This is a genomic window from Natrinema sp. LJW11, assembly GCF_056135975.1.
The window spans coordinates 123,012-146,619 of record NZ_JBWBDM010000001.1 but is presented as its reverse complement, the minus strand read 5'-3'; the positions used below and the strand labels follow the sequence as shown (position 1 = coordinate 146,619).

At 65.9% G+C, this 23,608-nt stretch carries 20 protein-coding genes; 10 read left to right on the top strand and 10 right to left on the bottom strand.

What is annotated here, in order from left to right:
* Positions 1-18: 18 nt before the first annotated feature.
* Positions 19-1,935 (top strand): DEAD/DEAH box helicase family protein, encoded by a 1,917-nt coding sequence (locus AC0QDI_RS00735; RefSeq protein ID WP_474664273.1) that lies wholly within the window; start codon positions 19-21, stop codon positions 1,933-1,935.
* Positions 1,936-2,091: 156 nt separating this feature from the next.
* The gene (locus AC0QDI_RS00730; RefSeq protein ID WP_474664271.1) at positions 2,092-3,825 is read left to right on the top strand and encodes an ATP-binding protein; all 1,734 of its coding nucleotides are present in this window, start codon (positions 2,092-2,094) and stop codon (positions 3,823-3,825) included.
* A gap of 47 nt (positions 3,826-3,872) precedes the next feature.
* Here the strand turns inward: AC0QDI_RS00730 and AC0QDI_RS00725 are convergent, their stop codons facing one another.
* Complete coding sequence (locus tag AC0QDI_RS00725; RefSeq protein ID WP_474664269.1) at positions 3,873-4,997, bottom strand: DegT/DnrJ/EryC1/StrS family aminotransferase; 1,125 nt, start codon at positions 4,995-4,997, stop codon at positions 3,873-3,875.
* Between the two features lie 211 nt (positions 4,998-5,208).
* Here AC0QDI_RS00725 and AC0QDI_RS00720 point away from each other — a divergent pair, with 211 nt between their 5' ends.
* From AC0QDI_RS00720 to AC0QDI_RS00700, 5 genes are all read left to right on the top strand, one after another.
* On the top strand, positions 5,209-6,837 hold the full coding sequence (locus AC0QDI_RS00720; RefSeq protein ID WP_474664267.1) for an alkaline phosphatase family protein: 1,629 nt from the start codon (positions 5,209-5,211) through the stop codon (positions 6,835-6,837).
* Complete coding sequence (locus AC0QDI_RS00715; protein ID WP_474664265.1) at positions 6,834-7,844, top strand: lipid II:glycine glycyltransferase FemX; 1,011 nt, start codon at positions 6,834-6,836, stop codon at positions 7,842-7,844. Before AC0QDI_RS00720 ends, AC0QDI_RS00715 begins: the two co-directional genes overlap by 4 nt.
* Before the next feature lie 152 nt (positions 7,845-7,996).
* The gene (locus AC0QDI_RS00710) at positions 7,997-8,185 is read left to right on the top strand and encodes a hypothetical protein (RefSeq protein WP_474664263.1); all 189 of its coding nucleotides are present in this window, start codon (positions 7,997-7,999) and stop codon (positions 8,183-8,185) included.
* 46 nt (positions 8,186-8,231) lie between these two features.
* Positions 8,232-8,492, top strand: coding sequence for a HalOD1 output domain-containing protein (locus AC0QDI_RS00705; RefSeq protein ID WP_474664261.1), 261 nt, complete (start codon positions 8,232-8,234; stop codon positions 8,490-8,492).
* Positions 8,493-8,711: 219 nt separating this feature from the next.
* Positions 8,712-8,924, top strand: a complete 213-nt coding sequence (locus AC0QDI_RS00700) for a hypothetical protein (RefSeq protein ID WP_474664259.1) — start codon at positions 8,712-8,714, stop codon at positions 8,922-8,924.
* Between the two features lie 39 nt (positions 8,925-8,963).
* Here AC0QDI_RS00700 and AC0QDI_RS00695 read toward each other — a convergent pair whose 3' ends face one another.
* Together AC0QDI_RS00695 and AC0QDI_RS00690 are read right to left on the bottom strand one after the other, a co-directional pair.
* Positions 8,964-9,620: a trimeric intracellular cation channel family protein gene (locus AC0QDI_RS00695; RefSeq protein ID WP_474664257.1), complete on the bottom strand. Its 657-nt coding sequence runs from the start codon at positions 9,618-9,620 to the stop codon at positions 8,964-8,966.
* A gap of 229 nt (positions 9,621-9,849) precedes the next feature.
* The gene (locus AC0QDI_RS00690; RefSeq protein WP_474664255.1) at positions 9,850-10,203 is read right to left on the bottom strand and encodes a MarR family transcriptional regulator; all 354 of its coding nucleotides are present in this window, start codon (positions 10,201-10,203) and stop codon (positions 9,850-9,852) included.
* A gap of 406 nt (positions 10,204-10,609) precedes the next feature.
* On the opposite strand from AC0QDI_RS00690, the gene glmM reads away from it, so the two are divergent.
* Positions 10,610-11,953: a phosphoglucosamine mutase gene (gene glmM / locus AC0QDI_RS00685; protein WP_474664253.1), complete on the top strand. Its 1,344-nt coding sequence runs from the start codon at positions 10,610-10,612 to the stop codon at positions 11,951-11,953.
* A 54-nt stretch (positions 11,954-12,007) separates the two neighbouring features.
* On the opposite strand, the gene AC0QDI_RS00680 is transcribed toward glmM, so the two are convergent.
* On the bottom strand, positions 12,008-12,214 hold the full coding sequence (locus AC0QDI_RS00680) for a DUF7563 family protein (protein ID WP_066296984.1): 207 nt from the start codon (positions 12,212-12,214) through the stop codon (positions 12,008-12,010).
* A 597-nt stretch (positions 12,215-12,811) separates the two neighbouring features.
* Between AC0QDI_RS00680 and glmU the strand changes: the two genes are divergently transcribed.
* Complete coding sequence (glmU, locus tag AC0QDI_RS00675) at positions 12,812-13,993, top strand: bifunctional sugar-1-phosphate nucleotidylyltransferase/acetyltransferase (protein WP_474664251.1); 1,182 nt, start codon at positions 12,812-12,814, stop codon at positions 13,991-13,993.
* A gap of 552 nt (positions 13,994-14,545) precedes the next feature.
* Here glmU and glmS read toward each other — a convergent pair.
* Positions 14,546-16,357 carry a glutamine--fructose-6-phosphate transaminase (isomerizing) gene (gene glmS / locus AC0QDI_RS00670; protein WP_474664249.1) on the bottom strand — a complete coding sequence of 604 codons (1,812 nt, stop codon included), beginning with the start codon at positions 16,355-16,357 and terminating at the stop codon, positions 14,546-14,548.
* A 645-nt stretch (positions 16,358-17,002) separates the two neighbouring features.
* Between glmS and AC0QDI_RS00665 the strand changes: the two genes are divergently transcribed.
* Positions 17,003-17,185 carry a DUF5786 family protein gene (locus AC0QDI_RS00665; RefSeq protein ID WP_474664247.1) on the top strand — a complete coding sequence of 61 codons (183 nt, stop codon included), beginning with the start codon at positions 17,003-17,005 and terminating at the stop codon, positions 17,183-17,185.
* A 187-nt stretch (positions 17,186-17,372) separates the two neighbouring features.
* Here AC0QDI_RS00665 and AC0QDI_RS00660 read toward each other — a convergent pair whose 3' ends face one another.
* The 5 genes from AC0QDI_RS00660 to AC0QDI_RS00640 form a co-directional block, all read right to left on the bottom strand.
* Complete coding sequence (locus AC0QDI_RS00660; protein WP_474665636.1) at positions 17,373-18,167, bottom strand: helix-turn-helix domain-containing protein; 795 nt, start codon at positions 18,165-18,167, stop codon at positions 17,373-17,375.
* Positions 18,168-18,525: 358 nt separating this feature from the next.
* On the bottom strand, positions 18,526-21,867 hold the full coding sequence (locus AC0QDI_RS00655) for a bacterio-opsin activator domain-containing protein (protein WP_474664245.1): 3,342 nt from the start codon (positions 21,865-21,867) through the stop codon (positions 18,526-18,528).
* A gap of 262 nt (positions 21,868-22,129) precedes the next feature.
* On the bottom strand, positions 22,130-22,552 hold the full coding sequence (locus AC0QDI_RS00650; protein WP_474664243.1) for a universal stress protein: 423 nt from the start codon (positions 22,550-22,552) through the stop codon (positions 22,130-22,132).
* Between the two features lie 81 nt (positions 22,553-22,633).
* A complete protein-coding gene (locus AC0QDI_RS00645) occupies positions 22,634-22,765 on the bottom strand; it encodes a hypothetical protein (RefSeq protein ID WP_474664241.1) in 132 nt (43 codons plus the stop codon).
* 146 nt (positions 22,766-22,911) lie between these two features.
* Positions 22,912-23,607 carry a cytochrome c biogenesis CcdA family protein gene (locus AC0QDI_RS00640; protein ID WP_474664239.1) on the bottom strand — a complete coding sequence of 232 codons (696 nt, stop codon included), beginning with the start codon at positions 23,605-23,607 and terminating at the stop codon, positions 22,912-22,914.
* Between the last annotated feature and the right edge of the window lies 1 nt (position 23,608).

Genomic DNA, 23,608 nt, shown 5'->3' with positions numbered 1-23,608 from the left:
CGACGCTACGACCGGGCAGTGACCGACGAACGTTCTTCGACGTCTTCCGGCGAGCAGCGAAGCGATCACCCCGACTCGAGGGGCGGGGAGGCGACCGACGCCGGCGCGGAGGCCGACGAGAACGACGCCACCGACGAGTTCACGATCGCCGACTTCCACGACGCCAGCCAGCGGGAGGGACGGCCGGTTCTCACCGCCGCGGCCGTCTCCCGCGCCCTCGACCTCCCCCACGAGGAAGCGAACGAACGACTCGAGGCGCTCGCCGACCGCGGCGCGCTCGAGCGACTGGCCGTCTCGACGGATCCCGTCGTCTGGTACCCGACGGAACTCGAGGACCTGACGGATCGCGAGCGGGTGGTCGTCTTTCCGAAACAACGGGAGATCGTCGTCGACCGGCCCGACCAGTTCACGCGCGCCCAACTGTCTCAGTTCGCCCACCTCGCGGATGCGAACGGAGAGCAGGGGTATCGGTACGTCGTTCGGCCGGCCGATATCTGGGGGACGCCCCACGACTCCTTCGACGCCCTCGCGCGGACGATGCGGCAGGCGCTGGGACAGCGGTCGGACGCGCTCGAGGAGTGGGTCGAGAGCCAGTGGGACCGGGCCCACCAGTTCCGACTGGTGACTCACGAGGAGGGCTACACCGTGCTCGAGGCGCAGAGCCCCGAGATAATGGGCAACGTCGCCCGCCAGAAGCTCGACGAGGAACACGTCCACGCGCCGATCTCCGAGACCGAAGACTGGGTGCAGGAGGGTTCGGAGGCCGCGATCAAGCGAATCCTCTACGAGGCCGGCTATCCGGTTCAGGACCACCGCGAACTGGCCTCCGGCGAGGAGTTGCCGATCGAGCTGGGTGTGCGACTGCGGGACTACCAGCAGACCTGGGTCGATCGCTTCGCCGAGGCGGGCGAGGGCGTCTTCGTCGGCCCGCCGGGCAGCGGGAAGACGGTGGCCGCGATGGGCGCGATGGCCCACGTCGAAGGCGAGACGCTCGTCCTCGTCCCGAGTCGCGACCTCGCCCAGCAGTGGGCCGACGCGATCGAGGAGTACACCTCGCTCGAGTCCCACCAGATCGGCCAGTACCACGGCGGCCGGAAGGAAGTGCGACCGGTGACCATCGCCACCTACCAGATCGCGGGGATGGATCGCCACCGCTCGCTGTTCGACGACCGCGAGTGGGGGCTGGTGATCTTCGACGAGTGCCAGCACGTCCCCTCGGACGTGTATCGGCGGAGTACACACCTGCAGTCCAAACATCGCCTGGGGCTCAGCGCCAGTCCGATCCGGGAAGACGACCGCCAGACCGAGATCTTCACCCTCGTCGGGCCGCCGATCGGCACCGACTGGGAGGCGCTGTTCGAGGCCGGCTTCGTCGCCGAACCCGAACTCGAGATCCGCTACGTGCCGTGGGGCGACGACGAACAGGCCAACGCCTACGGCTCGGCCGAGGGCCGCGAGAAGTACCGCATCGCCGCGGAAAACCGGGGCAAGATCGACGAGGTCCGATACCTGCTGTCGGCCCACCCCGACGCGAAGGCGATCGTCTTCGTCGACTACCTCGACCAGGGCCGCGAGCTGTCCGAAGCGCTCGAGGTTCCCTTCCTCAGCGGCGAGACGCCCCACCACGAACGGCGGCGGCTGCTCGAGGAGTTCCGCCGGAACGAGCGCGACCTGCTGCTCGTCTCGCGGGTCGGCGACGAGGGGATCGACCTGCCGACGGCCGATCTGGCGATCGTCGCCTCCGGGCTGGGCGGGAGCCGTCGTCAGGGAACCCAACGCGCCGGACGGACGATGCGTCCCGCCGGCGGCGCGCTCGTCTACGTGCTGGCGACGCGGGGCACGCGCGAGGAGGACTTCGCCCGGAAACAGCTCCAGCATCTGGGTCGCAAGGGGATCACGGTCCGCGAACAGGCCGTCGAACGGGACGAGGACTGAAACGGTCTGCTGTATGAGTCGGGGTGGTCGGGCGGAGAGAGATGAGACGGAACGGCCCCACGAAACCGGACCCGAACCGAGGCCAATATTCAAGGTCGCGTGTTCGAACTGTACTGATAGTATGAACGAGCCACGCGGACGCGAGGTGAGGTGGCGGTGAGCGACGACGGGACCCAGCGCCAGATTCTCGTGGGCGAAACGGCCGACGGCGCGAACCTGAAGCTGCCGGTCGTGGAACTGCTGACCGGCCGCGGGTTCGTGACCGGGAAATCGGGCTCCGGGAAATCGAACACCGCGTCGGTCATCGCCGAGGAACTGCTCGAGGCGGGCTATCCCCTCCTCATCGTCGACACCGACGGCGAGTACTACGGGCTCAAAGAGGAGTACGAGATGCTCCACGCGGGAGCCGACGAGGAGTGCGACATCCAGATCGGACCGGAGCACGCCGAGCAGATGGCCACCATCGCCCTCGAGGAGAACGTCCCCGTCATCCTCGACGTTTCGGGCTATCTCGACGAGAGCGTGGCGGACGAGTTGCTCCGAGAGGTCGCCCGCCAGCTGTTCGTCAAGGAGAAGAAGATGAAGAAGCCGTTCCTGCTGGTCGTCGAGGAGGTCCACGAGTACATCCCGGAGGGCGGCGGCGTCGGCGAGACGGGGAACCTGTTGATCAAGATCAGCAAGCGCGGTCGGAAACACGGCCTCGGAATCCTGGGAATCAGCCAGCGACCGGCCGACGTGAAGAAGGACTTCATTACGCAGGCGAACTGGCTCGTCTGGCACCGGCTAACCTGGGACAACGACACCAAGGTGGTCGGCCGAATCATCGACACCGAGTACTCGGAACTCGTCGCCGACCTCGACGACGGGCAGGCGTTCGTGCAGACCGACTGGACCGAGGTCGACGTCCGGAAGGTCCAGTTCCGCCGCAAGCGGACCTTCGACGCCGGCGCGACCCCCGGCCTCGAGGACTTCGAGCGCCCCGAACTCAAGTCCGTCTCGGACACGCTGGTCGGCGACCTCCAGGACATCTCCGAGCGCAAGGACCGCGAGCAAGACCGGATCAACGAACTCGAGAACGAACTCGAGAAGAAGGAGAAACGGATCGAGACCCTCGAGGACGAGTTGTCCTCGGCGCGGGACGTCTCGAGTGCGGCCAGACAGATGGCCGACGCGTTGCAGAACACGGACACGGTCCAGGCGGAACTCCCCGGTTCGAGCGACGACCTTCGTCGGCTTCACGAGGAGATCGCCGAACTCGAGACCGAACGCGACGAGCTTCGGGAAGCGCTCGACGACCGCGACAATCGGATCGAGGGCCTCGAGACCGAACTCGCGGCTCGCGAGGACGAACTGGCGACGCTTCGCGCGGACAACGAACAGTTACGCGAGGTCGTCCGCGACCTCGAGCGCGAGGACGCCGACGGAAACGGAGGTGCCGAGCGCGGAACTGACGACGAGTCACCCATTCTGCAGGCCGGCGGCGACGACATCGAGTTCGGCTACACGCCCGCCGACGCGGACGGCGATTCGGACGGCGAGAGCGAGTCGAACGCGGCAGCGATCGACGATTCGTCGCTCGTCGTCGCCGACGAGGAGCGCGAACTCGCGGAGCTGCTCGAGGTCCCGTGGGTCCGCGATCGAGTCACTCGAGCGTGCGAAGGATCGCAGTGCTCGGTCGGTGCGGCCCGCGAGATTCTGGCCGTGTTCGCCGAGGACGGCCCCCTCGAGGCGGAGCCGATCGCGGCTCGGGTGAACCGGTCGACGGTCGCGGTGCAGAGTCTCCTCTCGGAGCTGCGGACGGACGGGGTACTCGAACGCACCGGCGAACGGACGTACGCGCTGTCCGAGGACGTCCGCGCGGAACTGGCCCACTCGACCGCCGGCGAGTGAACGGCTGTGACGGCGTCGCACGCCGAGTGTTCCGTCCGTTCTCCGGACTATCGGCGGAGACGATCGCCGACCGCATCGATCGCGGACGGCTCGACTCCCTGGTGGACGGGAAGCGCGACGAGCTCCCGCGAGAGCCGGTTGGCGGTCTCGTACTCGTCGTTTCCCCGGACCGACTCCCGGAGTATCGGCCAGGTGTGGGCCCCCGTGACGCCGGCCGCCTCGAGTTCCGCGAGAACCGCCGCCGAATCGTCGGTTCGGACGGGGAACTCGTACGGCGAGATCCCGGTCGGAAGCGAGTCGTACAGTAGCGTCACGTCGTTTCGGTCGTCGAGGATCCCTCGCCACGTTCGGTAGTTCTCCCGCCGCCGCTTCCGAATCGCGTCCGGGTCGGCGGCGTCGGCGACCGACGCCGAGAACTTCGACATGGGTGCTTTCGCGGCCTCGTACCTCGCCGTCGGATCGACCGACTTCGAGCCATCTGAACCGTCGGAGAGTGCAGACTCGACCGACCGGTAGAGCGATGGACTCGTCTCGAGGACGGCCCCGAAGACCGACGTGGCGACGAACCGGCAGTCGTCGGACCCGACGCGATCGGACTGTCCGGCGAGCGACGACGGGGAATACCGCTCGCGAATATCCTCGTCGGATCGATAGAGCAACGCCCCGTCCGGAACCGGGAGCAACTTCCGTAGCGTCGTGATGCCGAGATCGCCGTGCGTTCCCAGCAGCGTCCCCTCGTGGACGCTGAGCGGCGAATGCGCGTTGTCGTCGATATGATAACAGTCGTGCTCGTCGGTCAGCGATGCGATCCGCTCGAGGCCGCGCTGTGGAAAGCCGAAATAGTTGACGGACATGACGGCGAGGGTGTCGTCGTCGATCCGCGCCTCGAGGTCGCCGAAATCGGGAGCCAACGTCGCCTCGATCGCGTAGAACCGCGTCTCGAGTCCGAGGTCGCGGAACGGTTCGGCGATCGCCGGCGAGAGGTAAGCCGGAACGACGACGTTTCCGTCGGGCTCGGCGACCCCGGCGAGCCCGTCTCTGAGCGCGGCTTTCCCGGAGCCGTAGCGCGTGTACGCCACGTCGGGGGCGTGCCGGTCGACGAAGGAGTCGATTCCTCCCGTATCCGACCGCGAACGGGAGAGAGCGAAGACGGAAGGGGTAGCAGTGATCATACGTGTAACCGCTGCGCGGATCGATGCCGAAGAGCGGCGGTTATCGAATTAGTTCGGAGTCGCGTGGTCTTAGTGAACCGGCCGATACAGCCCGCGACAGGGAAGAAATGGCTACTTACAGCCGACGGCTTCCGGCTCACTCGCTCCGCGATACCGAACTGACGGGAAAAGCACTCGCATAACAAAGCCCGGGCGGGCAGACAACGCGTCCATGGCAGGTTCGACTGACGACAACGACCTTCGTCTGCTCGTCGTCGGGCTCGACGCCGGCTGTCGACCGGTGCTCGAGCCGATGTTCGAGTCGGACGAACTCCCCACCTTACAGCGGCTGTTCGAAACGGGCACTGCGGGACCCCTCGAGTCCCAGATTCCGCCCTGGACGGCCAGCGCCTGGCCGTCGCTGTACACCGGCAAAAACCCGGGGAAACACGGCGTGTACGATTTCCTCTCCTTCGACGGCTACGATTGGGACGTGGTCAACGCGACCCACGTCCGCGAGCGGCCGGTCTGGGAGCTTCTGAGCGACAACGGGTTCTCGAGCGTCGTCGTCAACGTGCCGGTGACACACCCGCCTCGGGCGTTCGACGGCGCGCTCATTCCGGGACTGACCGCCCCGGAGGATCCGGACTGTCACCCCGAAGGAATACTCGAGGACGTCGAGCTCGCTTGCGGCGGCGACTACTGGATATACCCGCAGAGCGGGCCGTTGCCGGACCGCTCGATCGAGGGCTATCAGCGGACGATCGAACTCCGAGGAACGGCCTTCCGATACCTCTGTCGGCGGATCGCACCGGACTTTGGCTTCCTCCAGTTCCAGCAGACCGACTCGGTGTTTCACGAGCGACCGGGGGACAAGGAGGCGATCGAAGCGGTCTACCGGGCGGTCGACCACCAACTCGAGGAGACGCTCGAGCGAACGGACCCCGAAAACGTCCTGGTCGTTAGCGATCACGGCATGGGAAAAGTAACCGGCGACGAGTTCCGGGTCAACGAGTTCCTCCGGGACGCGGGGTACGTGAGCGCCCAGAGCGGGGGTGAGGGGATGCCGGACTGGTCGAAATCGTGGGAGAACGACCTGCTCGAGGGTTCGACAGCCGGCGACTCCGGGGCCGGTACGCTCGAGCGGGCGATGAACCTGGCCGCGTCCGTCGGGCTGACGACCCAGCGAATCGCGGGCGCGCTCGAGCGCGTCGGGCTGAAGGAGCCGATCGGCAAGCGGGTGCCCAACGATATGATCCGGGCGGCGAGCGAACAAGTCGACTTCCCGAACTCTCGAGCGTACGTCCGCTCGAAGAGCGAACTCGGCGTCCGGATCAACCTCGAGGGGCGCGAGCCGAACGGACGGGTTCCGGCCGCGGCGTACGAGCGCGTCCGCGACGAACTCATCGAGACGCTATCTACCGTCCGGACGCCAGACGGCGAGGCGATGTTCGACGCCGTCGAACCCAGGGAGACGTACTTCGAGGGACCGCACGTCGACGAGGCACCCGACGTGGTGACGGTTCCTGCCGGGTTCGACAACGCGATTTCCGCTGATCTCGGGACGGGGCGGTTCGGCGAGCCGATGGAGCCGTGGAACCACAAGTCGACCGGCGTCGTCGCGGCCGCCGGGCCGGCGTTCGACGAGTCCGCCGCGCTCGAGGGGGCGACGATCTTCGATATCGCGCCGACGATCTGTTCGCTGTTCGACGTGCCGATCGACGTCGCGATGGACGGCGAAGCGCTTCCGGCCGTCGACCGGAGCGCCGAGCAATCGTATCCGGCCTACGATCCGGAGCCGATCAGGGCGACCGACCAGGGAACCGTCGAAGACCGACTCTCCGACCTGGGCTACCTATGAGCGTCGAAATCCAAACTCTCGATCCGCGAACCGACGCCGACGAGTGGAACCGGTACGTCGAACGATCCGACGGGTCGAACCCGTTTTTCCGGACGGAAGCGCTCCGATTGCAGGCCGAATACACCGGAACGACCCCGTACCTGCTCGCCGGGTTTAAAGGGCAGGAGCCGGTCGGGATCTTCCCGATCTTCGAGTACACCAAAGGCCCGGTGACTGGCGCGTTCTCTCCGGCGCCACACTCCTGGACGTCGTACCTCGGACCCGCCCTGCTGAACGTCGACAAGCTCAAACAGCGCAAAGCGGATCGACGGATCAAGCGATTCATCGAGGGCTGTCTCGATCGGATCGACGCGGAAATATCGCCGTTGTACAGCAAGTTCGTCACCGCCGAGTTAGACGACATTCGGCCGTTCGTCTGGAACGAGTACGATGTCAAACCCTGTCACACGTACGTCGTCGACCTCGAGGGGACCGAAGCGGAGCTACTGGGACGATTCAGCAGCGACGCCCGGAGCAACATCCGAAACGCCGACGAAGACAGCTACGCGATCGAAGCGGGCGATTCCGTAGACGTCGAACGCATCGTCGAGAAGGTCCGGGAACGCTACGAGAATCAGGGGCAGCCGTTCCGGCTGCAGCCCGACTTCGCCAGGTCGCTCTACGAGCAACTCCCCGACGGCGCGATCCGGCCCTACGTCTGTCGCGTCGACGGCGAGTTCCTGGGTGGCATCCTCGTCGTCGAATCCGATCGGACGCGGTACCGGTGGCAGGGCGGGGTCAAACCGGACGCCGACGTCGATATCGCGATCAACGATCTACTGGACTGGCACGTCATGCGCGACGGCCTCCGCGAGGGAAACGAGGAGTACGACCTCGTCGGAGCCGGCGTCCCGAGCATCAACCGGTACAAGGCGAAGTTCAACCCGCGCCTCGAGACCCACTACGAGATCACGTCGGGTTCGTTCGGCGTCGACCTGTTGGTCGATCAGTACCAGAAACACCGGTAACGTTCCTGCGGCCGCAGCCGTCCACGTTCCCCCGGACAACCCCGACCAACGGAACTGGATATATCCCCGGAGTAGATGATACGCATCAAATATATAGTGAGTTGACAACCGTTTCGGCATCTATTTATATCATATCACTGCTGTGAAGAGACATGGGGATGACTCTTAATGTTGCAGACGATGCAAATGTCGAACTCGAGGACGTTGACATCACTATCTCCGGGGAGACGATAGCGTTTTCCGTCGAAGGGGAGATAACCGACGTTTCCTCTGACGTGCTGAAGGAATTCGCCGGAAACGAATTGAGACCGGTGGAAATCACGTTCGAGCGGAATTTCTAAATATCGCAACTGTTATACAAAGGTTACAGTATTACCTTGTATAGCGATGACTGAGCGCGACACAGGGTCCCCGTCCCCTTCTCCTCCGGTCCCCGATAGTGTACAGGTGATCGAAACGATTGCAGACTACGTTGAGGAAGATCCCACCGAGGTCGATTTTACGTTTGGGGAGTACCTCGACCCGGACGCCCTCGACACGCTTCTCGAATCCGCGACTTCGGAGCTGGTCATCGCATTCACCGTCGACGATCTGCTCGTCACCGTGGCCACCGACGGAACGATCGAGGTCCGAGAGTGCCAGGACTAGACCCGCGGCTACGATACCAATCACTAAACCGAGTGTTTCTTCTGATCAGATAGCTGTTGTAGTGTCGGACTGCAGTGACTATCAGCGGTTACCAGTCGCGTCGATAGCGAACTTCGCCGTCGCACTCGTTGTCGCACTCGAGACCCACGAGGGGGTTTCCCCGACTCCGCGTCGGATACTAACAACACACTTTTCTCCGCCAGCTATCAACAGAAGAACATGGGAATAGGAGAGTACTTCGAATCCGATCTTCGGTTCTACTACGCGGTCGGTGTCTTCGTTATTCTGGTCTTCGTCAGCGGAATCGCACTCGTCGCACTGTTGGAACTCGCCGTCATCGATGCCCGGCTCATTCCGCTTATCGTGGGCTTTTTCTTGTTCATGTTCGTCTACTTTATCTCGGTGAGTGTGCAGGCCCTCGAACCGAATTGAGTCGTAACCTGATCGAGGAATCGCTCATTTGTAACCGAATCAACTCCTCAATAGTCCTAAGTTTTGTGCCGTCGGGAGGTTCCAATCGTACGTCACCGCGGCTACCCGAGTCACGACGGTCACTACCGCACAGGCTCCAGCAGCCGTACTTCCGGTAGCGCCGACCGTTCCCACGAGCCAGTACGCACTTCCACCGAGGACCGCACAACTCGCGTAGAAATCCTCGAAGAGAATGAACGGGGGTCGATCGAGAAGAATATCTGCGAACGCACCACCGCCCACGGCGTTGATCGTCGCTATTGCGACGACCCCAAACGGTGAAACGCCCGCCTCAGTTGCGACGATAGCGCCGGTCGTCGCAAAGGCAGCAAGCCCGATAGCATCCGAGACAAGGGTGATTGGATGCGTTTCCGGAGACGACAGAACGACGCTCAGCGCGATCGCCAAGCCGACTCCGAGTAGCCCCAGACTGACTTCGATCGGCGACTGGAGTGCTAACGGAGTTCGTGCCACGAGAAGATCGCGCGTTGCTCCACCGGCGAACGCCATCGCCAGTCCGACGGTGGTGATCCCGAATACGTCGAACCCCTCCCGGATCGCCTTCGATGATCCCACGAGTGCAAACGCGACCAGGCCGATCGTATTCATAACGGCGAACGGGTCGCCAAATAGTATCTCGATGACGTCCTGACTCATTGCTCTCGCCTGTGCGTGTGTCACTTGAGCGCGGCATATAAAGTACTCTCTCATCCCAGAGCCGACTGCACAGGTGTAACTGCACACCCCCTTGAACGAGACGACGACAGTCGACCTGTCCGTCGAAAATGACACTCCCGTCGCACTCCCGACACGCTCACCTGGAACCGCAGTCGGTGACAGTTTTCCGCGCCGGTGGAGACGGGATAACCGGAACGCGCTCCGTTCGCTACTCGCCGATTCGATACTTGGACTGGCGGGCGTCTTCCAGACAGACTCGGCTGGTCACGAGGCCGCCGTCCTCGAGCTTGCCGAGCGCGTAACGGACGGTCCGGGGACACAGTCTGGATTCGGCGGCGATCCGCTCTTGGGTCAGCGGCCCCTCGTACTCGAGGACTTTGTAGACGAGTTTCGCGCTCGGCGGAAACTCGGAGAGAGCGCTCTCGGCACACGTTTCCTCGTTCTCGCCGCTTCCCGCATCATCGGCCGTCCCCTCACCAGCAGCCGTCCCCTCGGCACCGCTAGTGGCTTCGTTGGCATCGGTGTTCTCGTCGACGTCGGGATCCGATTCGGTCGCACTCATGTCTCTCGGTCACCGGGGATACCGCGCGGCGATTCCGAGGACCGTCCGTCGGAAGCGGTCCGATCGGGACGGGGCGGGGGAGCCCGTCGAGTGACACGTGCGGTCGTCGGCTCGAGATCACGTCTCCCGACGGACGGACTACATCGGCGGGCTGCGGGTCCTTGCTCTCTCATTCTCGCTCGAGCGTACCGGTGTGAGCCACATATACCGTACCGACAGTTCAGAATCGCAGGGAGGAACTAACGAGTCTCCGATCGGACGGTCACCCGCGTCGATCACCGCGCGGATCGACAGTCGACGACCGCTCGAGGCGGCGGTGCGGGCCGCTGTGGACCCGACGACGGAGCGCGGAGCGGACGGCAGTAACCCGTGCATAGTAAGGCGGTAGCCCACCTCAGGAACCGATATGTTCGGAACCAGCGGTATTCGCGGGCGGGTGGGCGACGAGGTGACGGCGGCGCTGGCGCTTTCGGTCGGCCGCGCCGTCGCCTCGGAGGGACACGATCGGGTCGTCGTCGGCCGCGACGTTCGAGAGAGCGGCTCGATGCTCGTCGAGGCGGTCAGCGCGGGACTGCGCGAGTGCGGTGCCGACGTCGTCGACGTCGGCGTCGAGGCGACGCCGACGATCGCCCGCGCGGTCCACCACCTCGGGGCCGATGCGGGAGTCGTGGTGACGGCCTCGCACAACCCGGAAACCGATAACGGGCTCAAACTCTGGAACCCGTCGGGGAAGGCCTTCGGCCCCGACCAGCGCGCGGCCGTCGAACGGCGGGTTCACGAGGACGACTACGAACTGGCCGAGTGGGACGGGGTCGGCGATCGAACGCGTCGCGACGGCGTTCGGGACCATCACGCGACCGCGATCGAGTCGGCGGTGGCCCTCGAGCGGTCGCCGAGCGTCGTCGTCGATATCGGAAACGGTGCGGGCGGCGTGACGGCGTCGGTGCTCGACGACCTCGGCTGTCGGGTCAGGACGCTCAACGGGCAGGAAGACGGCTCCTTCCCCGGTCGGCCGAGCGAGCCGACGGCGGAGACCCTCGAGACGCTCTCGATCCTGGTCGCGGAAACTGACGCCGAGCTGGGGGTGGCTCACGACGGCGACGCCGATCGAATGGTGGCCGTCGACGGGACGGGAACCTTCGTCCCGAAAGACGCGTTATTGGCTCTCTTCGCTCGAGAAGCGGCGGGATCGGGCGACCGGGTCGCCGCCCCCGTCGACACGAGTCTGGCCGTCGACGACGCGGTTGCCGACGTCGGCGCGTCGCTGACGCGGACGCGGGTCGGGGACGTGTACGTCGCGGAGCGGGCGACGGAGACCGACGTCGTCTTCGGCGGCGAACCGAGCGGCGCGTGGATCTGGCCCGACGAGACGCTGTGTCCGGACGGCCCGCTCGCGGCGTGTAAACTGGTGGAACTGGTCGCCGAGCGGGGACCGCTTTCCGAACTGGTCGCCGGGACCGAGGGGTATCCGATCCGACGCACGTCGATCGAAGTGGGAGCGAAGGCGGCGGTGATGACCGACGTCAGCGAGGGGGTGAGCGAGCGATACGACGAGATCGATACGCTCGACGGCGTTCGGGTCGAGACCGATGACGGCTGGTTCCTGCTTCGGGCCAGCGGCACGCAGCCGTTGATCCGCGTCACGGCGGAGGCGCGGTCGGCGGCCGACGCCGAGGCGCTGTTCGAGGAGGCACAGGCGGTAGTTACCGAGGCCGTCGCGACGAGGGGGAGTGACGACGGCGGCAACTGATCTGAGAGCGCTGCGGCCGACGGTAGAGCGCTCGAGACGGGTGTTACGAACGGGTTATCTGGCTTCTTTCGGGATGAAATCGGAGGTCTTCATTTCGCGGTACGTCGCGCAGTCGGGACAGGCGTGGACGACGTCGCGATTGTCGCCGAAGACGCGAGCGAACTGTCGAGTTACCTGGTTGCCACAGTTGACACATCGGGGGGCGGTCGTTTGCTGGCCGGACGTCATTGGCGTCCAGTTCGCGGATGGATCCGTCGACATCAACAAGTCGTAACCACAGAACGGTATTTACTATAGACCGCATAATCAACGTGAAGACCGGCCGTTCGCGCTGCCGGCGGCGATTGATACCCCAGCGAAACACTCCAGATATCGAACGTATTAGGCCCGCATTCGAGAGAAATACAAAATTACCGAAACGAAATATCGTATTTCGGCCCGTTTCTACCCCGTGTTCGTCATCTCGGAGCGACCGAGTCTGGACTGTCGTATCGATCGCTCGGATCCCCGTCCGATTCGGTAGTGTCCGGTTCGGGTTCGAGTCGGATTCGGCCGAGATGGGACACCGAGTCGAGTCTCCGAATCGGGTCGGCGATGCATCGGTCGGCCGCTCGAGTCGACTCCCGTACCAGCTCTTTGGCATCCGCCCGCGTCTTCAGACGCGGGAACCCCGAGCGAGAGGATAGTACGGTTCGTAACACACCCGTTCGCTCGGTGCGAAACGCTCCGGGAATATCCGGCAATGCAGTTATCAGTGGTGGGCGTCGGTCGGTGACGGGCCGTATCCGAGCCCTAAACGGCCCGGTATCACGCTTGCTCGACGCATAATTATCCGCCGGATCGGCGTACGTCGATCCGATGAAAGCCATCCTTCTCGCGGCAGGTGAGGGGACGCGTATCAGGCCGCTCTCCGCGTCCCGACCCAAACCGATGCTCCCCGTCGCCGACCGACCCCTGGCCGCCCAGACGGCCGACGCCGCCATCGACGCCGGTGCGGACGAGATCGCGCTCGTCGTCGGCTACGAGGGCGAAACGGTCCGGGACTACTTCGGCGAAGAATACCGCGGTGTCCCGGTCTCCTACGCCGTTCAGGAAGCGCAGACGGGGACGGCCGACGCCGTCGACGCGGCCCGCGAACAGATCGACGGCCCCTTCGCCGTCCTGAACGGGGACAACCTCTACGATCCCGCCGCCATCGACCGGCTGTTCGACGCGTGTCCGGCGGTCTGTGCCGCCGAGGTGTCGGACCCGCGCAACTACGGCGTCCTGAGTACGACCGACGGCACCGTCACGAACATCGTCGAAAAGCCGGACGAGCCGCCGACGAACCTCGCCAATGCGGGGGCCTACGCCTTCCCGGCGGACGCCCGCGAGTGGCTCGAGGTGCCCGCGAGCGAACGGGGCGAACGCGAGATTACGGACGTGCTCACGCGGGTCATCGAGCGGGACGCGGTCACGCCGATCACGCTCGACCGGTGGCTGGACGTGGGCCGTCCCTGGGAACTGCTCGAGGCCAACGAGTGGAAAGTCGGCGAACTCGAGCGCCGGATCGACGGCGCGGTCAGCGACGCCGCTCACCTCGAGGGACGAGTCGTGGTGGAGGAGGGAGCGACGATCGAGCCCGGCGTCGTGATCGAGGGACCGGTGCTGATCCGGTCGGGGGCGACCGTCGGCCCGAACGCGTCCGTCCGGGGCGCGACGGTGGTCGGCGAAGACGCGTCGGTCGGAAGCGGTGTCGAGGTGAAAAACAGCGTCCTCTCGCGGGGAGCGTCGGTGAACCACCGCTCTTCCGTCTGCGATAGCGTTCTCGGTCGGAACGTTACCTTCGGTGCGGGAACGACGGTGGCGAATCGCCGCCACGACGAAGCGGACGTCTCGTTTACGGTCAAGGGCGAACGGCTCTCGACGGGCCGACGGACGTTCGGCGTCGTCGCGGGAGACGGGGCGAAGACCGGCATCAACGCGAGTCTGACGCCCGGGCTGAGACTCGCGACCGGCGCGACCACGGCTCCCGGTGAAACGGTCGAACGGGATCGGTGAGGACGGGCCGCGATCCGATCCGTCGTAAACGCCCGCCAGCGGATATCTCGCCTCCACTCTCGCTCGCGCGCGACCGGACGCGTCGATCGCCCGGAGCAATCAGGTACACCCTTTATACAGCGGCGAACACCTAGACTACTTGGAGGGTATCGGTCGATACCCACGAAATCGGTGACGCCGTCACCGTAACTCGATCGCCACAGTGACCCTCCACGTTCGATTCCGACATCGGTCGAGTACGGGTCGTCACGACCGACGCCGTGTGGATTCGAGACTACGGGGGTGGTTTCGCGTCCTGCGGCCTCGAGACCCTTACTCGAGTCCGATCGGTCGGTCCGTGCGCTGTTCGGAGGCGGCGCTCCATACTTTGAGACTGGACACTTCGAGACCGACGGGAAGCGCCGTCTCGAGACGGAGATCCGACGCGCTGGATCGATGCGCGAGCGCGGCGACTCCACCGAGCGATGTGGCCGATTTGCGCTGACAGGAGCGGAGGCGGCTTCGGGCGCGAACCGTGTCAGCCGCGCCCGATTCGAGGTCGATCGTTCCGGCTCACTCGACGGTGACGCTCTTGGCGAGGTTTCGCGGTTTGTCGATCGGTCGGTCGAGGAGGTCGGCGGCGTGATAGGAGACGAGTTGGAGTTGGACGTTCGCGACCAGCCCCGCCAGATCGGGATCGGTGTCGGGAATCCGCAGGTGTTCGTCTGCCACCTCGACGGCGGGGTGGCCGTCGGGACAGACCGCGACGACGGGTGCTCCGCGGGTCTGTGCCTCCTCGGCGTTTTTCAGCGTCTTCTCGTCTTCCTGTCCGGTGAAGATCGCGAACACCGGCGTTTCGGGCGTGACCAGCGCCAGTGGTCCGTGTTTGAGTTCGCCCGAGGCGAAGCCCTCGGCGTGCTCGTAGGTTATCTCCTTGAACTTCAGGGCCCCCTCGAGCGCCACGGGGAAGCCGAGCCCGCGGCCGATGAAGAAGTACGCCTCGCTCCGGCTGTACCGGTCGGCGATCGCCGCGGCGCTCGAGTACTCGAGGAGCTCGTCGATTTTCCCGGGCATCGACTCGAGTTCCGGCAAGAGCGACTCGAGATCGGCCGGCGGTTCGCCCCGGGCGTCGTCGGCGATGCGCTGGCCGAGCAGCGTGAGCATGACCGCCTGCGATGAGAACGTCTTCGTCGCGGCGACGCCGATCTCCGGGCCGGCGCGGATGAAGAGGGTGTCGTCGGCCTCGCGTGCGGCCGTCGAGCCGACGACGTTCGTCACGGTGAGCGTGCGAGCACCTTCGGCGGCGGCCTGGCGGAGCGCGTTCAGGGTGTCGGCCGTCTCGCCGCTCTGGGTGACCGCGATCACCAAGGTGTCGTCGTCGATCGGCGGCGCGGAGGCGCTGTATTCGTTGGCCAGCAACGCGGTCGAGTGCACCCCCGCCTGATTCAGCGCGAGCGAGCCGTACAGGGCCGCGTGATACGAGGTTCCGCAGGCGACGAACTGGACGCTGTCGACGTCGTCGAACGCCCCCGGTTCGAAATCGGCGAGCGCGATCCGACCGTTCAGGGGGTCGATCCGGCCCTCGAGCGCCTGCGCCAGCGACGTCGGCTGCTCGTTGATCTCTTTGAGCATGAAGTGATCGTACTCGCCCTTCCCGGCCTGTTCGGGATCCCACTCGACCGTCTCGGACGTCCGCACGATCGGATTTCCTTCGAGGTCGGTGAACTCGACGCCGTCCTCGTCGACGATGACGACGTCACCGTCCTCGAGGTAGACCACGCTATCGGTGTACTCCAGGAAGGCCGGAACGTCGCTCGCGAGGAAGTACTCGCCGTCTTCCATCCCCACGACGAGCGGGGAGCCCTGCCGGGCCGCGTAGAGGACGTGCTCGCCCGACACCATCGCGGTCACGGCGTAACTGCCCTCGAGTTCGTCGATCGCCCGCCTGAATGCCGATTCGCTGTCGAATCCGGCGTCGAGGTAGTACTGGATGAGGTGCGGAATGACTTCGGTGTCGGTCTCGCTCGTGAACACGTATCCGTTCTCGGCCAGTCGCTTCCTGAGTTCGACGTAGTTCTCGATGATCCCGTTGTGGACGACCGCGACGTCCTCGCTCTCGTCCGTGTGCGGATGAGCGTTCGCGTCGGTCGGCGGCCCGTGCGTACTCCAGCGGGTGTGTCCGATTCCGACTTCCCCGTCGAGCGGTTCGCCGATCGATTCCTTCAGCTCCTCGACCTTCCCGGAGCGCTTTTCGACGTTGATACCGGAGCCGTTCTGGACGGCGACCCCCGCCGAGTCGTAGCCCCGGTACTCGAGGTTCTCCAGCCCGGTCAGCAACGGCTCGATGGCGTTGCCGTCTCCGACGCGGCCGATGATTCCACACATCTGTTAGTCACCACCCGTCGGGACGCTCGGACTGTTCGCGTGGTCCGGACACGGGTTCGATTGCCGCCGATGAGGCAGCTGCTTCTCTGCCCCCGAACGCTGCGATAGAAGTATCGTGGAGGGCTGCTGACTCGCAGTAACTGGTCGAGACGACGAACGGTACGCAACCATGAGAGGACTTCAAACCTCCTGAACCCATTACTATAGACGGACTACTGAGCGCCGTAGTCACAGGGTACACCATCACTGGCCGTCGACCGCAGCCCATGTCGATCGCAGTGTCGAACAGGATCGCAACCCGCCGCCGGACACGAACTGTCGATTTGGGACGCTCTCTCCGCGGAAAACGTGCGAACTGTCCTATCGGTCTGAAAAGTACGCCGAACAAACAGGGAGTCGGCGCTCGAGTATGGGGCGTCGAACGAGCGGTAGCGACTACCCAACTGACGTAGGAACGGAAAACAGTCGTCGCAGTTCGCAACGCGACACACAGCGTCGTTTCGGCGGTCGGTCACGGAGGGGCGAAACCGCGACCGCAGGCTGCGTTCCGAACCGAGATCGTCGAGACGCGCGCGCGATGGGTCGACCCGCCGGGGCGGTGGCTCGAACCGCCACACCTTTTGCGGTGGGGTGGGTTGTACGCGTATGGGTTTTGGTAGCTACGATGAATCCGAACAACAGGACCAGAGCACGGACGACGAGGACGTAGAAGCCGTCAACGTCCACGAACACGAACACAAGGGGGAAATGTCGTTCGAGTCCGACGTCTCGACGGACGAACTCGTCTCCCAGCTGGGCTCGATGAAAGAAGACGAGTCCGACGAATAACGGCCTCACTGAAGCGGGGTCGAGACGGCTCCGGCCGTCCACGGTCGACGGCGATCGCTCGCGCGTCGTCGACCGCCATCGCTCCGATCGCCGCTTCGTTTTTTCTCGAACCGCGTCTCGAGTCGTCGAGTCAACCGAAACGAGTGGATACTCGAGAGATATCAACAGTGACGGCCGGGTCCGCCGGTCAGCAGAGCGTCGCGGAACAGAGTTCGCCGATCGCCCGCCGCAGTCGTTGGGAGACGGCCGACTTCGAGACGCCGAGTCGATCCGCGAGTTCGTTCTGAGAGATGCCACGCGGCACGTCGAAATACCCCTCCTCGTAGGCGACGGTGAGCAGCTCCTGTTGTTTCGCCGTCAGCGCGACGACGCCGTCGTCGCCGTCGTCGGAGACGCGCAGGTGATCGACGGTCACCGAAATTTCGCGTTCGCGACAGTAGTCGTTGAACGCGACGAGTCGATCCCGGTCGGCGAACCGAAGCTGCACCTGCCAGCCGTCTCGAGCGCTCGAGAGGTCGAGCAGGCGGCCGCCGGCTGCGGCGATCTCGGCGGTGAACGTCGTCGCGCGGTCGGTACGCGTGATCCGGTAGACGCGTCTGTCGGGGTAGCGGTCGACGAGGACGGGGTCGGTGACCGTCGGATCCGTCTCGAGGGCGGTTTCGAACGCGTCGAACGCGGTACCGTAGACGGTGACGAACACGAGCGTCCGCCCCGATTCGACGGTGGTCCAGTAATCGGGTTCGACGGCGACGTCCGACGCGTGCCGAATCGTCGAGCGCAAGAACAGCTCCGGGTGATCGAGTCGAAGCTGGACGACGATCCCGCCGTCGGCTTCCGATCGAACGCCCGATCGGTCACCGGACGCGTCGCTGATCGATTCGATGGGGTTCCCGGCGTCCGTGGCTCGCTCGACGCTCGTTTCGGAATCGGCGTCGGTGACTTCCTCGACGCCCTCCTCGACGTCGGCGATATCGATGCTCACGAATCCATCCGCCATCCGGAGAGATGACCGGCGTAATTACGACTTACCTCGAACGCACTCATCGAATGCCCCAAGAGGAGCCGAGGACATGATCGTGGGCGCTATACACGGAAACGGAGCCGGTCCGCCGCTCAATCTATATTCATCTATCGGTGCGTTGATGGGTACCGGCACCGGCGGAAAGACGGTATTACCGACTCGAGCGGATCGTAGTAAGACGAAAATACCGGGGCAATATCGGGTGATGGCGGCTCGTGTGGACCTGCTGGCAGTCAGTTTTGGCGCGACCGCAGGACGGTTCGCGGTCGCGCTGGGACGTCGCTGCAGCCGCGCCGGTACATCGGGATAGCACCCCGTCTCAGTCGGCCTCGAGTTCGTCGAACAACAGTTCGAACAGCTTCAACTGGGCCAGCCGGAGATGGCGACTGAACGTCGGCTGGGAGATCCCGAGCGATTCGGCGACCTCCTCGCCGGTGTGTTCGCGCGGCCACTCGAAAAAGCCGCTATAGTAGGCCGCCTCGAGCGTCCGCCGCTGGCGCTCCGAGAGGTGCTGCTGCAGATCGTCGAACGGGCGCACCGGCCGGGGTGATCGCTCGCGTTTCCGGCGAGCGACCAGCTCCGTTCCGGGATGGGCTCGCTCGAGGTGGCCGAGGAACGAGCGAACGTCGACCGGCTCGCCGAGTTCGATCACGAGCCGGCAGCGACCGTCGACCGGCGTGACGGATCGGAGGACGCCACCGTGATCCGCGATCGGTCGCGCGACGGTGGGTTCCCGCAGGCCGATTTCGAGGACGGTCCCGCCGGTGTCGCGGTCGACGATCGAAACCGCGTCGACCGCCGACAGCGACCCGATCGTCTCTCGAATCGCGTCCGGATCGTCCCCGTCGACCGTACAGAACACCGTCGATCCGCCCGACGATCGCGGGACGATCGCTCGTACGTCGAGCGGTCGATCGATGCCGCGGGCGATCGACGACAGCGGTTCGGCGTCGTCCCGGACGACGACCTCGAGTTCAACGATCCGATCGGCGAGCAACGAGCGTTTCCGCTCGATCGCCCCGATCACGGCGCCGGCGATCGAGGCGAGGTGACGACAGGCGCGTCGGGTTCGGTCGTCGAACGCCGACGGCCGGTCCGCGTACGCGGTCAGCGTTCCGTACCGGACGCCGTCAGCGGTGAGCACCACACCGAGCGCGGACCGAAATCCTCGCTCGAGGAGCCGCCGTCGCCACGACCGGTCCTCGTTCGCGTGCTCGCGCCGATCGACCGAGAGGTCGTCGAGAACGACCGGCTCGCGCGTCGCGGCCGCCGCTCCCGTCGGCGCGTCGACGGGAGTCTCGAGGGGAACGGTCGCCGACTCGAGGAACTCGCCGTCGCGGCCGACCCACGTCGACGGGACGACCCGTTCGCGGCCGTCGTCCGCGTGACCGACCCACGCGAGTTCGATTTCTCCCTCCGACTCGAGCGGGGTCAGGGAGACGATCGCCTCGCAGAGCCGCCGTTCGACGGCCTCGCGCGTGTCGGCAGCCAGTATCGACTGCCCCGCGTCCCACACCCGTTCCGTCCGTTCGACGACGGCGTCGAGGCGGGCTCGCTCGCGCCGAAACGCTCGGAGATCGTCGGCGCGCTCGAGCGACTCGAGCGCGATCGTCGCGGCGTCCGTCACCGCCTCGATCGGGTCCGACTCGAGCCCGTCGAACGCCATCGGTTCGGTACTGGTCGCGAGGATCACGGCGCGGTTCGCGACCGGGACGGCGAGAACTCGCTCGGCTCGGAGCCCAGCGCGCGCGACGAGGTCCGCGAACTCCGCCCGCTCGTAGACCGTCGGTCCCTCGTTCTCGGGGCGATCGGCCGCTCCGTCATCGTTCGAGTGGGCATCCGACCCGTCGTCCTCGAGAACATCGGACAGCGGGCTCCCGTCGGGATCGATCGGCGGCGGGTCGAGCGAGCGCCGGTCGCCACCGATGCGGTCGGCCGTCGCGACCGTCGCCGGACGAAGGCGGTCGTCGTCGACGCGATACCAGACGGCCACGTCAGCGCCGGCCAGTTCCCGGACGGCGCCCGTGGCGGCGTCTCGAACGGCGGACGGCGTCTCGGCCCGGCGGAGCCCGTCGAGTGCGCGTCGGATCGACGACAGGGCGGCCCCCCGAGAGCCGCCCCTGTCGCGGACGACGCAGAGCGTTCGGTCGGGATCCGAAAGCGGCGCGACGAAGACGTCGACCGGCGGGGACGCGTCGGTCGCGAGAACGCCCGAAATCGGTTCCATCCACCGGACGACGGGTGATCGAGCCCGCTCCCGAACCGTCGCCGCGAGGTCGTCGGCGAACACGTCCTCGAGCCGCCGTCCGACGAGCGCGTCCGCAGCGGCGAGATCGAGCAGCGCCGGGTTCGCCAGCCGAATCGTCTCCCCCTCGAGGACGGCGATCCCGTCGTCGAGCGCGTCGACGACGGACTCGAGAAGTTCGAGGCGGTCTTCGTTCACCGAGGTCGCGGCGTCGGGGGGACGTTCCCGCGCGTGGACCGAGACGCCGTCGTCGCCGGGGTGAACGGTCACGGCGAGTTCACCCTCGAGTCGGGAACGGGTCGTTCCGAACGTTTCGGCGGACCCGGTCGTCTCGGCCGCTCGAACGGCGTCGTAGAGCGCCTCGCCGAGGTCGTCCGGAAGGAGGCCCCAGACGACGGTTCCGATCGGGTCGGCGCGGTCGCTCGAGCGCTCCGCAGTGCTCGTCTCGGCCCCAGTTCCCCCGCCGATACCGGTATCGGTGCCGGTGAACAGCGACATCGCGGCGTCGTTCGCGTACCGGAGCTCGTCCCGCGGGCCGAGGGTGAAAAACGCGTCCGCGAGCCGGTCGACGCCCGCGCGAATCCCGTCGTCGATCGCCGAATCGGCCGCCGATCCCGCACCGGTTCGGGTGACGACGACACCCTCGACGGTCGGATCCGCGAGCCGGTTCGTGAGGGCCAGTTCCGAAACGTGCCACGTGCCGTCGGCGTGGCCGAGCCGCGGGGTCACGCGTTCGGTCGTCCCGACCGGCGCGTCGGTCACGGCGGCGAGCGCCTCGCGAACAGTCGCTCGATCGTCCGGGTGAACGAGCCGATCGATCGCCGCCCGCTCGAGTTCGGTCGGCGTGTACCCCAGCCGCGACTCGACCGCCGGCGTCGCGTACTCGACGTCGCCGTCGGCGTCGAGCACCCAGACGACCGCGCCGGCGCTCTCGAGGATCGATCGGTAGCGCCGATCGGATTCCGCCGCGGCCAGACGGAATCGAGCTCGCTCGGCGGCGTTTCTCACTCGAGCGGCCAGCACCGTCGGAGATTCGTCGCGAGCGACGACGTCTGTCGCCCCCGCCGCGAGCGCGCGGTCGGCGCAGTTGGCGTGATCTGAGTCCGTGCGGTCGGCGTCGTCGCAGCCGAGGACGGCAACGATCGGCCGATCGTCGGCTCCGGCGGCGAGGCGCTCGAGCAACGTTTCGCTCGGTTCCGATCGTCCGTCGTCGGCCGGGACGAACGGGCAGACGAGACAGTGTACCTCGCGCTCGGCGAGTCGCTCGCGGGCCCCCTCGAGCGTTCGTTCCCTGAGTAGCGGCCCGGCCTCGAGCCGGCCGGTAAGCGTCTCCATCGTGTCGTCGGCGGCCGTGGAATCGCCGACGACCAGCACGCAGGGAGCGTCACCGACGACGGTTGCGGTGCCGTCGCTCACTCGGTGATCACCGCCGATTCGGTCCGCTTCAGCTCTCGCGCCCCGGGTCGGTACCGTCCGGTCCGATCGACTCCTGATCGATGAATCGCCGGACGACCGAGTCCCGAACGACCGAGCGCACGAGCCGAGCGAGCAGCCACGAAAGCGGCCACGATACCGGCCGGATCGCTCTCTTGCAAGATAACTATGGGTCTCGTACCCGCACGCCGCGGGGGAGTAGGCGGACTAACCACCGGATTCGGGGGCCGTTATGACTGCACCGTTACGATCGTTCTCGAACCGTGAGGACCGGGGCCGGTGCGTTCCGGACGATCTCCTCCGCGACGCTGCCCGAGATGAGGTGATCGAGCCCGGATCGGCCGGCCGTTCCGACGATCACCATGTCGACCGGGTTCGTCTCCGCGAAGTCGACGACCTGCTCTTGGGGGACGCCGTGGCGGATGTCCGTGGTTACGTCGACGCCCTCTCGAGTCGCCGACTCCTCGGCCTCCGCGGCGGCCGCGGCGGCCGCATCCTCCGGATCGTTCCGGAGCTGATCCTGTTGGTTCTCCGCGTGCGGGCCGTCCTCCGACACCGAGAGGACGTGGAGGGTCGCGTCGAGTCGATTCGCGAGTTCGATCCCGTGATCGGTCGCTCGACGGGCCGCGTCGCTCCCGTCCGTCGCGAGCAGTAAGTCCTGATACATCGGTTAACTATCCATTCGAGCGACGGTCGGATACATCCCTGACCTGCCGTTGCCTGCCGGCTATCCATCGGCCGGGCAGCCTCAGAACACTACCTCCCACCCGTGCCCGCAGTTCCGGCACTCGAAGCGACGGTTGAGCCCCGCATCGGTCACCGATCGGGCCGCTTCTTCTCCCGACTCCTCGAGACAGTTCGGGCAACGATATCGGCTCATGCTCTTCTCGCATCGCTCACGTCGAATATAAAGCGCCGACTCGCTTCGGGAGGATTGATACCAATTCAGTCCGTTTCACACGGAGTTCGATCGGTCGATCTGACCGCTGAACGCCGGACCGAACCGTCGCGTCGCGAGCGGCGGCGTCAGAGCAACTCGAGAAACACGCGATGCAGGTCGAAAACGACGATCGCCAGGTACAGTTGCCCAATCCCGGCGACGATCATCACGACTCCCGCGATCCGCTTGAGCAGGCCGGAGTAGGCCGCGAGCCGGCCGGCACCGGCGAGGAGACCCATCCCCGTCGCGACGGTTAACGCGACCATGAGCACGACGACGGTACCGACGTACGTCCCCAGGAGGACCAGCGCGTCGGTCGTCGACAGCGATAACGCGCGGGTGACGACGCTGATGAACAGCGGCGCGACGCAGCCGGCCGACGCCAGCGCGTAGCCGACGCCGAAGACCCCGAAGCCGAGCGTGCTCGAGCGACGCTTCGGGAGCGGGATCGAGAGCGACGGCGCGCGGCCGGCGACGATTAACGCGCCAAAACCGATCAGGACGAACCCGGCGATGGCTTCGAACCACTTGATCGACGACAGCGTCGACTGGCCGACCCAGAACGTCGCCCCGAGCAGGGCGGTGAACGTGACGAGGACGCCGAGCCCCGCGAGCAAACCGCGGCTCAACGCGCCGCCGAGCGACGCCCGCTCGCCGTCGGTCTGACTCACGTAAAAGCCCACGTACCCCGGCAGGAGCGGGTACGCACACGGGGAGAAGAACGTCGCGACCCCGGTCGACAGCGCGAACACGATCGACGTGGTTCCCGTCGCGTCGACCATC

Bases quoted from the DNA above. Each gene is read 5' to 3' on its own strand.
- AC0QDI_RS00645 (WP_474664241.1), bottom strand. From the start codon at position 22,765: ATGAGCCGATATCGTTGCCCGAACTGTCTCGAGGAGTCGGGAGAAGAA.
- AC0QDI_RS00690 (WP_474664255.1), bottom strand. From the start codon at position 10,203: ATGAGTGCGACCGAATCGGATCCCGACGTCGACGAGAACACCGATGCC.
- glmS (WP_474664249.1), bottom strand. From the start codon at position 16,357: ATGTGTGGAATCATCGGCCGCGTCGGAGACGGCAACGCCATCGAGCCG.
- glmM (WP_474664253.1), top strand. From the start codon at position 10,610: ATGTTCGGAACCAGCGGTATTCGCGGGCGGGTGGGCGACGAGGTGACG.
- AC0QDI_RS00650 (WP_474664243.1), bottom strand. From the start codon at position 22,552: ATGTATCAGGACTTACTGCTCGCGACGGACGGGAGCGACGCGGCCCGT.
- AC0QDI_RS00720 (WP_474664267.1), top strand. From the start codon at position 5,209: ATGGCAGGTTCGACTGACGACAACGACCTTCGTCTGCTCGTCGTCGGG.
- AC0QDI_RS00640 (WP_474664239.1), bottom strand. From the start codon at position 23,607: ATGGTCGACGCGACGGGAACCACGTCGATCGTGTTCGCGCTGTCGACC.
- glmU (WP_474664251.1), top strand. From the start codon at position 12,812: ATGAAAGCCATCCTTCTCGCGGCAGGTGAGGGGACGCGTATCAGGCCG.
- AC0QDI_RS00680 (WP_066296984.1), bottom strand. From the start codon at position 12,214: ATGTCGACGGATCCATCCGCGAACTGGACGCCAATGACGTCCGGCCAG.
- AC0QDI_RS00715 (WP_474664265.1), top strand. From the start codon at position 6,834: ATGAGCGTCGAAATCCAAACTCTCGATCCGCGAACCGACGCCGACGAG.
- AC0QDI_RS00705 (WP_474664261.1), top strand. From the start codon at position 8,232: ATGACTGAGCGCGACACAGGGTCCCCGTCCCCTTCTCCTCCGGTCCCC.
- AC0QDI_RS00725 (WP_474664269.1), bottom strand. From the start codon at position 4,997: ATGATCACTGCTACCCCTTCCGTCTTCGCTCTCTCCCGTTCGCGGTCG.
- AC0QDI_RS00700 (WP_474664259.1), top strand. From the start codon at position 8,712: ATGGGAATAGGAGAGTACTTCGAATCCGATCTTCGGTTCTACTACGCG.
- AC0QDI_RS00710 (WP_474664263.1), top strand. From the start codon at position 7,997: ATGGGGATGACTCTTAATGTTGCAGACGATGCAAATGTCGAACTCGAG.
- AC0QDI_RS00665 (WP_474664247.1), top strand. From the start codon at position 17,003: ATGGGTTTTGGTAGCTACGATGAATCCGAACAACAGGACCAGAGCACG.
- AC0QDI_RS00695 (WP_474664257.1), bottom strand. From the start codon at position 9,620: ATGAGTCAGGACGTCATCGAGATACTATTTGGCGACCCGTTCGCCGTT.